This window comes from Microcystis sp. M083S1 (assembly GCF_020246405.1).
Lineage (GTDB): Bacteria > Cyanobacteriota > Cyanobacteriia > Cyanobacteriales > Microcystaceae > Microcystis > Microcystis aeruginosa_C.
Genome location: NZ_JADBTB010000016.1, coordinates 1 through 9,046, shown reverse-complemented (window position 1 = coordinate 9,046; position 9,046 = coordinate 1). Strand labels below are relative to the sequence as shown.

The 9,046-nt window shown below is 42.4% G+C and carries 9 protein-coding genes; 4 read left to right on the top strand and 5 right to left on the bottom strand.

Translation table 11 applies throughout. The annotated features are described in order from the left end of the window. From IM450_RS01375 to IM450_RS01360, 4 genes are all read left to right on the top strand, one after another. Window positions 1-679 (top strand): Uma2 family endonuclease (locus tag IM450_RS01375; RefSeq protein WP_287668595.1); only part of this gene is annotated, 679 nt, incomplete at its 5' end. Window positions 680-740: 61 nt separating this feature from the next. Beyond that, on the top strand, window positions 741-1,781 hold the full coding sequence (locus IM450_RS01370) for an NAD-dependent epimerase/dehydratase family protein (protein ID WP_287668592.1): 1,041 nt from the start codon (window positions 741-743) through the stop codon (window positions 1,779-1,781). Window positions 1,782-1,791: 10 nt separating this feature from the next. Beyond that, on the top strand, window positions 1,792-2,997 hold the full coding sequence (locus IM450_RS01365) for a class I SAM-dependent methyltransferase (protein ID WP_287668590.1): 1,206 nt from the start codon (window positions 1,792-1,794) through the stop codon (window positions 2,995-2,997). Window positions 2,998-3,224: 227 nt separating this feature from the next. Next, on the top strand, window positions 3,225-5,027 hold the full coding sequence (locus IM450_RS01360; RefSeq protein ID WP_287668587.1) for a thiamine pyrophosphate-binding protein: 1,803 nt from the start codon (window positions 3,225-3,227) through the stop codon (window positions 5,025-5,027). Between the two features lie 67 nt (window positions 5,028-5,094). Here the strand turns inward: IM450_RS01360 and IM450_RS01355 are convergent, their stop codons facing one another. The 5 genes from IM450_RS01355 to IM450_RS01335 form a co-directional block, all read right to left on the bottom strand. Beyond that, entirely contained in the window at window positions 5,095-6,411 is a 1,317-nt protein-coding gene (locus IM450_RS01355) for a sedoheptulokinase (RefSeq protein ID WP_106908685.1), read from the bottom strand. Then, the gene (locus tag IM450_RS01350; protein WP_159036953.1) at window positions 6,386-7,498 is read right to left on the bottom strand and encodes a 3-dehydroquinate synthase family protein; all 1,113 of its coding nucleotides are present in this window, start codon (window positions 7,496-7,498) and stop codon (window positions 6,386-6,388) included. Before IM450_RS01350 ends, IM450_RS01355 begins: the two co-directional genes overlap by 26 nt. Before the next feature lie 22 nt (window positions 7,499-7,520). Next, window positions 7,521-8,189: an SDR family NAD(P)-dependent oxidoreductase gene (locus IM450_RS01345; protein ID WP_287668578.1), complete on the bottom strand. Its 669-nt coding sequence runs from the start codon at window positions 8,187-8,189 to the stop codon at window positions 7,521-7,523. A gap of 307 nt (window positions 8,190-8,496) precedes the next feature. Then, on the bottom strand, window positions 8,497-8,895 hold the full coding sequence (locus IM450_RS01340; protein WP_287668575.1) for a hypothetical protein: 399 nt from the start codon (window positions 8,893-8,895) through the stop codon (window positions 8,497-8,499). A 38-nt stretch (window positions 8,896-8,933) separates the two neighbouring features. Further along, a partial coding sequence (locus IM450_RS01335) for a transposase (RefSeq protein ID WP_036400142.1) occupies window positions 8,934-9,046 on the bottom strand: 113 nt, incomplete at its 5' end.

The window sequence follows — 9,046 nt, the reverse complement described above, 5'->3', positions numbered from 1 at the left end:
TTTTATTCTACCTGACGAACCTGTGGACAACAACTTGCAACCCCTATTAGCAGCAGCTTTACGAGAATCGTTAGAATTAGCAGGACTAATTCTAGAATCGATGCTAATTGCCTCTAATTTTGGCTTGTGTGCCACCGTTAACAATCAAACTGTTGTCAAGGCACCTGATTGGGTTTATATTCCCTCAGTAAAACCCATTGCTAGTGGAGAAATTCGGCGCAGTTATACTCCCCACCTCCAAGGAGAAATTCCTACCATCGTCCTAGAGTTTATCTCGGAAACCGAAGGGGGTGAATATTCCATCAACCCTCACTATCCCTATGGAAAATGGTATTTTTACGAGCAAATCTTACAAGTACCTGTCTATGGAATATTTCAGCCAAAAACAGGAGAATTAGAAATTTATCGATTAAATCAAGGAAAGTATGAACAACAAAAACCTGATGAAAACAATCGTTATTGGATAGCAGAGATTAACTTATTTTTGGGAGTCTGGCAAGGAACCAAAGCTGAATTTACTACTAATTGGTTGCGCTGGTGGGATAAGTCGGGCAATCTGTTATTATGGGGGAGTGAACGAGTCGCACAAACTGAATATCAACTCGAACAGGAGCGAATGTTACGGCAAAAATTAGCTGAAAAATTAAGAGAATTAGGCGTTGAACCAGAAACCTTGTAGGAGACTTGTCAAATGCTGATAAAATCATGGAAGGAATCTTGGTAATGATTCGGGGCTGAAGATGCAACCTAACCTAACAAATGACTTAAATCACATTCTTGCCCATACTAAAACCCTGTGGGAGGAATTGCGGGGACAGCGGATATTTATTACCGGAGGTACAGGCTTTTTTGGCTGCTGGCTTCTGGAAAGTTTTATTTGGGCTAATGATCAGCTAGACTTAAAAGCATCGGCAGTGGTTTTAACCAGAAATCCTGATAGTTTCAAGCAAAAAGCTCCTCATTTAGCCAATCATTCCGCTATTCAATTCCATAGCGGTGATGTTAGGTCATTTGAGTTTCCTGAAGGGGAGTTTTCTTATATCATTCATGGTGCCACTGAAGCGAGTGCCAAGCTCAATCAAGAAGATCCCTTGCTAATGTTTGATACGATTATTGAGGGAACAAGGCATACTTTAGAATTTGCTAAATTTTGTCAGGCTAAAAAGTTCTTATTAACCAGTTCTGGTGCCGTTTATGGCAAACAACCCCCTGAGATAACCCATGTTTCTGAAGACTATTTAGGCTCTCCTGATTTAACTAATCCGGGTTATGCTTATGCAGAAGGAAAACGGGCAGCAGAAATGCTCTGTACTCTCTATGCTAAACAACAGGGATTAGAAACGAAAATTGCTCGTTGCTTTGCCTTTGTCGGTCCCTATTTGCCCCTGGATACCCATTTTGCTATTGGTAATTTCATTCGAGATGGTATGACGGGGGGGCCGATTCTCATCCAGGGGGATGGTAGTCCTTATCGTTCTTACCTCTATGCGGCAGATTTGGCGATTTGGCTGTGGACAATTTTGTTTAAGGGAAAATCATGCTACCCTTACAATGTCGGTTCAGATGAGGATTTAACTATCGCTGAACTGGCGGAAGTTGTTGCCAGTACATTTGCATCAAAAGTTGAGGTAATTATAGCTAAAGAACCTATCCCGGGTAAACCTGCTGAACGTTACGTTCCCTCGGTAAAACGAGCCTTTTCTGAGTTACAACTTAAACCCTTGATTTCCCTAGAGGAATCAATTATCCGAACAGCTAGTTATAATTCATCGAAATTTTAGGATTTACACCATGAATCAGAAAAAATCACTGCGGAATTGTCCAATTTGTCAAGAAGAAAATGGGGAGATTCTTCACACACAAAATTTTGTTTTACCTGAAGGTCATCCCCTCTCAAATGGATATGATATACTATGTTGTGATCGCTGTGGTTTCGTCTATGCTGATACAACAGTAAGTCAGAAAGATTATGATGTTTTTTACGCCAAATTATCCAAATACGAGGACAAAAAAACCGCTACGGGAGGAGGGGAATCTCCCTATGATGCCGCACGACTTCAAAAAACGGCTGAATGTATTGCTGAATTTTTACCGGATAAGAGCGTTCGCATTTTAGATATTGGCTGTGCCAATGGTGGTTTATTAGGCTATCTTAAAAAACTAGGATATAACAATTTATGTGGTTTAGATCCATCTCCTGCTTGTGTTGAGAATACAAAACAGCTTTACGGAATAGAAGCTTATGCTGGTTCTATTTTTACGCCGCCTCAAGATTTAGGAGATTTTGATCTTGTCATTCTTTCTCATGTGTTAGAGCATATACAGGATCTGAAATTTTCTGTAAAATTAATAGAACAATTAATAAAAGTAGGGGGATATCTATATGTAGAAGTTCCCAATGCCTCGGGATATGTTGATCATGTTTTTGCCCCTTTTCAAGATTTTAATACTGAACATATTAATCATTTTTATCATCCCCATTTGTCAAATTTATTAATTCAATTTGGATTGACCAATAAGTTAATCGGAGAAAAAGTTTTTGATGTCTCTCCGGGGATGTCTTATCCAGCCATTTATAGCTTTTGGCAGAAGCAAGAGTCTAATTCATCGGAATTGGTAATTGCTCAGGACAAAATGCTCAAACAAAGAATCCTGCTTTATATTGAAAGCTCCAAAAAAATTATGACTGATATTGATCTTAAATTACAGTCAGTGTTAGAGGATGCTGCCGATGTTATTGTTTGGGGAACGGGACAATTAGCCATGAAACTACTGGCCGAAACTTCACTGGCAAAAGCTAATATAGTTGCTTTTGTTGATGGAAATCCCATTAATCAAGGTAGTGTTATTTCAGGGATTACGGTACTATCACCTCATGAAATTCAATTAAGAGAGATGAGACAGCCGATTATTGTAACCTCAATTTTATCTCAAGAAGCTATTTACAATGCTATCCAAAAAATGCAGCTGCCTAACCCAGTTATTTTATTGAGATGATCAAAGGCGAACTTAGCTCTATTTTATCGGTGAAATTTCTTTTTATTAATCTTGTCGAGTATATCAAGGTAAAAATTATAATTCTGAAATCATTGACTAGCATGGGTTTCAAAAAAAATGTCAATCGATATCTTTAATATCGCTAAAATTATTATACTGGGTGTTAATCTACTTACATCCTATATAATGATGTCAACCAAATTAGCGAATCTAAGAGCGAAACCCCGATGAGAGTTGCCGACTATATCGCCCAAACCCTTGTAGAACATGGCATCCATGATGTTTTCTTGCTTACTGGTGGTGGGGCGATGCACCTGAATGATGCTTTCGGGCGCTGTTCAGGACTATCCTACACCTGTTGCCATCACGAACAAGCTTGTGCCATGGCCGCCGAAAGCTACTATCGGTTAACCAATCGCCTAGCCGCCCTGAATGTAACCACAGGACCGGGGGGAACCAATGCCATTACTGGAGTCTATGGAGCGTGGACAGATTCCATCGGCATGATCGTTATTTCCGGACAGGTGAAATGGGAAACCGTGGTCAGAAGTACAGACTTACCCCTCAGACAATTGGGAGATCAGGAAATTGACATTGTTAAATTGGTGGAACCGATCACCAAATACGCGGTGATGGTGACAGATCCCCAGTCAATTCGCTACCATCTCGAAAGAGCATTACATCTGGCTCAATCTGGCCGTCCTGGTCCGTGCTGGTTGGATATCCCGATGAATGTTCAAGGAGCTAAGATTGATCCCACATCTCTACCGGGCTACGACCCTAAAGAAGATGCGATCAGATATACTACTACCAATCTAGCAGCCACCTGTGAACAAGTTATCAACCGACTGAAAACCGCCGAACGCCCGGTTATCTACGCCGGATCGGGAATTCGTTTAGGGAGGGCTTATGAAGACTTCCTGCGCTTAGTGAATACTTGGAAAATCCCCGTAGTTACAGCTTGGAACGCTCACGATCTGATCTGGAACGATCATCCTTACTATATTGGTAGGCCAGGCACGGTCGGCGATCGCCCTGGTAATTTTGCCGTCCAAAATTCTGATTTCCTATTAGTTTTAGGTTGCCGGCTCAACATCCGCCAGGTGAGCTATAACTGGGAAAATTTTGCCCGGGAAGCCTATAAAATTATCGTGGATATTGACGAATCAGAACTGAAAAAGCCAACGCTCAAGCCAGATTTACCTGTTCATGCCGATGTAGCCGACTTCTTGGCGCATTTACTGCAACATCAAGTTGAGCCAACACAACACCATCAACAGTGGCTAGACTGGTGTTTGATTCGTAAGGAAAAATATCCTACTGTCTTACCCGAATATTGGCTAACACAAGGGGCAGTTAACCCTTATTGCTTTGCTCAAGCACTCTTTAAGGAACTCCCCCCGGGAGAAATAGTCGTGACCGGTGATGGAACTGCTTGTGTGACGACATTTCAAGCGGCATCAATCAAAGAGGGACAGCGCCTCTATACTAACTCTGGTTGTGCCTCCATGGGATACGATCTACCCGCGGCGATTGGGGCCTGTATTGCCAGTGGTAAGCGGCGAGTGATTTGTATTGCCGGGGATGGCAGCATTCAATTAAACCTACAAGAATTACAAACCCTGGTGGGATATCAACTGCCTATCAAGATTTTTGTCCTCAATAATCAAGGCTATCACTCGATTCGTCAAACTCAGCAGAATTTCTTTGCCGATAATATTGTCGGTTGTGGACCGGAAAGTGGCGTGACCTTTCCCAGTTTTGAAAAGTTAGCGGCGGCCTATGGGATTCCTTACCGACTTTGCCGAGAACACGCAACTATGCGGGAAGCTATTCAAGAAACCCTTGCCGGGGAAGGTTCTCAGATCTGCGAGGTGTTTCTTGACCTCAATCAACCCTTTGCTCCTAAGTTGTCTTCTCGTCGCTTGGATGATGGGCGCATGGTATCTTCTCCCTTAGAAGATTTATCCCCCTTCCTAGATCGGGATGAGTTTATGAGTAATATGATTGTTGCGCCCTTGACTGAATGACTCATCATCAATGTGGGACGGCTCTCAAGAGGTGACAAAGAGGTTGCAAGCCCAAATACAGGTTGAGTTAACGGGCTATTTCTCGCGCCCGACTGGCTAAACCCCAAAGGGCATCTTCTGATTGCTCGGAAAGCCTAATGGGCTCGCCCAGATAATTGTAAAAGGCCGACTGTAAAAATCTACTTTTTTGCATGATTCCCCCTGAACCAATATACTCAGAAATCTGACGAGAGTCGTGATTGATTCGCTTGAGTGCTTCGATATGGTTCTGGACGATCGAAACGAAGCAAGCCTTAAGGACTGAAGAGACATTTAGATTTTCCTCAGTCAGTCCCGTCAGTGAGCCTTCATTGCCGATCGCACTTGGGAAAAACCCCAGATTGACTTTCAATCGAGATGAAAAGCTAAGATCATGATCAACTTTTCGAGTCACCTCTGTCCAAGCTAGATCCAAATCGAGTTGGGGACTCAACTCAGTGAATAGCTTGAGCAGAGCATTCAGAGCGCGTCCAGCTGGAAGATGTGTAATTGTTTGAAGATAGCGTCCCTGAAAATAGGGGCGCGTTTGAAAATCTCCAACCTGAAATTCAGAACTCAGGCGACTCACTTGACTGCCTGTTGCGATGTTGAATGAAACTTGATCATCTCGCCATAAACCCGCTCCTAAAAGACTCACTTGCTGATCTCCAACGGAAGGATATACGGGTATTGTGCGCCCCCCCCATTTCAGGTATCCAAGTACTTCTTCTCCGACCACTACACCAGGCCAGTCGAAGCAATCAATCTTAGCAGTTCGAATAATATCCCGATGCCAATCGCCCTTCTTAATGTCCCAACATCCTGTAGCTGCGGCATTGCTTATGTGGAGCTGCTGAACAGGATTCTCGATGAGAGCCGACACGATCGCCGATCCCAGATCACAAACAACTCCTAGCTTCTCTCCCATACCTTGGAGCCGAAAAAGCTGCGTGATCGGAAATCCTGGCCGCAGGTACTCACCGGTCTCATGAAGAACAGAAAATATCCCCAAGCGATTTTTCAATTTTTGAAACGAGCTTACACCATCCTCGCTCTCCAGACATCGCAGGTCTTGCCAAGAGATAAAGGGAGAACAAAAGTCTTTCTCTCTCATGAGAACAAGTCCGTGCATCTGGTTGCTAAGAAGAACGCCCTGGCACTTTTCGGGATGGCTACTTAACTGGACTTGAATGGCTTGCGAAACGCTGTCAAGGATTCGACGCATGGAAACAGTTTTTCCATAGTTTCCGTCAAACGAAGGAAAAGGAATTCGCTCGATTCCATTCATTGAAAATTCTTCAGCATCAATCCGGGCTGACTTAATATAAGTCGCCCCTAGATCAAGACCGATAAAAAACATCTTCATTCAACAAATACCTTTCCAGTAGAGACTTAAATTCTTCGTCCAATGCAGTTTTTTTAATCTCAAGACAATTGTTCTCGGTGAAGTACACCATGTTTACTTCGGAAGCACTCGCCGCCTTTTTATCTCGACGAGCGGCCGTTAAAAGCCCTTCTGCTGAGACAAACTTGGTGTTCTTAAATCCAAAGTGATTGAGAATAACCTTCTTAATACGGCTGTATTTACTTTTCTCAAGCCAGCCTTTTTCAAAGGCAAAGAAATTTACGAAATCAATTCCCCACATGACTCCAAGTCCATGGGGTACGAAATGATTGGTTTCAGCTTCCAGAGCGTGGCCAAAAGTATGCCCGTAGTTAAGGATTCGACGGAGATCAGATTCATACTCATCTTCTTCAATGACCTTCTTTTTAACCATCAAACTATCGTAAATATGTTTGGCAGTGGCAGGTGATAGCAGCTCCTCTTGTTGTTCTAGATCTTTTTCAAGCTCCACGAACTTTTCAAACCCTCCAGTTAAATGCAACTTTAATATTTCACCGTATCCTGACTTGATATCATCGATTGACAGAGTTTTTAAGAACTCTGGTGTAATCAGAATTGCATAGGGCGAATTGAAAACCCCCAACTGGTTCTTAAAAGTTTTCAGGTTAATTCCGCATTTAGCTCCAATACTACTGTCAGACATACTCAATAGGGTCGTTGGAACTAATGTCCAAGGAATGCCTCGGAAAAAAATGCAGGTTGAAAACGTGGTAATATCCTGAATAATTCCGCCACCAATGGCGACCAAGTGGTTGGCTTTTGTGCATTTGTTTTCACTCAGCCAGTTTAAAACTTTTTCAATTCCACCAAAAGTTTTTGCGTCTTCGGTGGCCTCAATTTCTAAAACTGGAAACCCGTTCATGATTGGTTCAAGAGTCTGACCATAAAGCTTGCGGACGTTCTGATCAATGATAAAGAGCCGATTTTTGATCTGAGATACTTTTTGGGCAATATCTTCAACTGTAGGGGAAAACTCAACTGGATATTCCCTCTGGGCTGACTTAATTTTAAAGCTACTTGGGGTTGGAAAAATCATTTTTTCGTTCATAGTTCCTCTTTCTCTAAACAATCTAAAGAATCGAAATTCCACCATCCACAACGATGTTTTGACCCGTAAGATAGGAATTTTCTTCTGACACTAAAAAAGCGGCTGTTTTCGCAATTTCACTGGGTTCAGCCATTCTTCCAGCTGGAATCAACGATGAAATTTCCTTAATTTTTTCATCAGTATTGTTCTTGCGCGTGAGTTCCGTGTTCACGAAACCAGGACTCAGACAGTTCACCATGACGTTGTAGGGCGCCCATTCAATAGCCGCCGTTCGTGTCAAACCTAGAAGTCCCGACTTTGAAGATGTGTATGAGGCTCTGCCCGCTTTCGATAAAAAGCTAAACAAAGATGCGATATTGAGAATACGGCCATTTCTTTTTTGGCACATTCCAACTCCAAAGTGCTGCATCAATAGAAAGGGAGCATTTAAGTTGATATTCTGAATTGTCGACCAAGTTTGAAAATCAACTTCAGCTAGGGGTTGAACCACATTTTCTCCGGCATTATTGACCAGAATGTCCACAGAATCCGAAGAATGCTCGGCGACGAACTTCTGAACGGATTCCATGTCACAAAGATCTAAATCTTCCCTTTTAGGTCTCAGTACCAATATTCCTCTCACCTCTAACTCAATAGCAATGGCTTCGCCGATTCCCCGAGAGGCACCAGTGACTAAAGCTGTTTTTGTCATGACTCTTTGAATGGTTTACGGAGGTCAATCGCAATTATAGCCTAATCTGAACCGTTCGGGGGGTTGGCTCTTCTCGTTTCTGTGTGCAGGGTAAGAAGAATAGGGAAATTGTCCAGAAATACAGTCCCCAAAGCCTTGCCTAGCAAGACTCCTACGAATGACAAGCACTGATTATCAAAGACTATAGCGGTGTGCAGTCGTATTAGGTACAGTGTCACAAGCTATAAACCATGCTAGGCAAAGCTTGGTCTGTATCTCACTCAAGCGCTTACCGCTATATCAAACAAAGTCCAGAATAGTCATAATTTTAAATACCCCGTTGATAGATAATCTTTCTGAGATTATCGTTAGTTGAATAAGGGCTATCAATGGAGTCAATCATAATCGGTTCATCCTTGTTGCAGGCCCTAGTTAATATTTCTCCTGACATTAACTCCCGGCAAGAAATCTGTCCTTTCTGGAGAGGAACCGCCAAGTATAGATCTTCATTGATGCGGTCATGGTTGAGAATGTAACCTTCTGGCAAATCCCTTTTAGCGTAAACCCCTCGAACCAGCGCATCAAGATACTTAATTTCTCTTTCAGGGGGCATTCTTTTTTGAGTACCCGGCGCGCCACACATTTCTTTAGCTTTTTGAAAAGCTTTAAACCAAATATCGACTTGTTCAGGTAGGGAACAATAAGGAGAGACAGGGACTCCATCCATCTCAATATCGATGGTTCTTCCGAACTTACCATGTAAAATCAACTAGCAAAATGCCAATTTAATAAACATCTAAGACTAAAGTTTTTAAAGTTTCTAAATCCATAGCCTCTCCTTTTAATCACCTTCAGTTTATTATTAATTCCTTCAACTG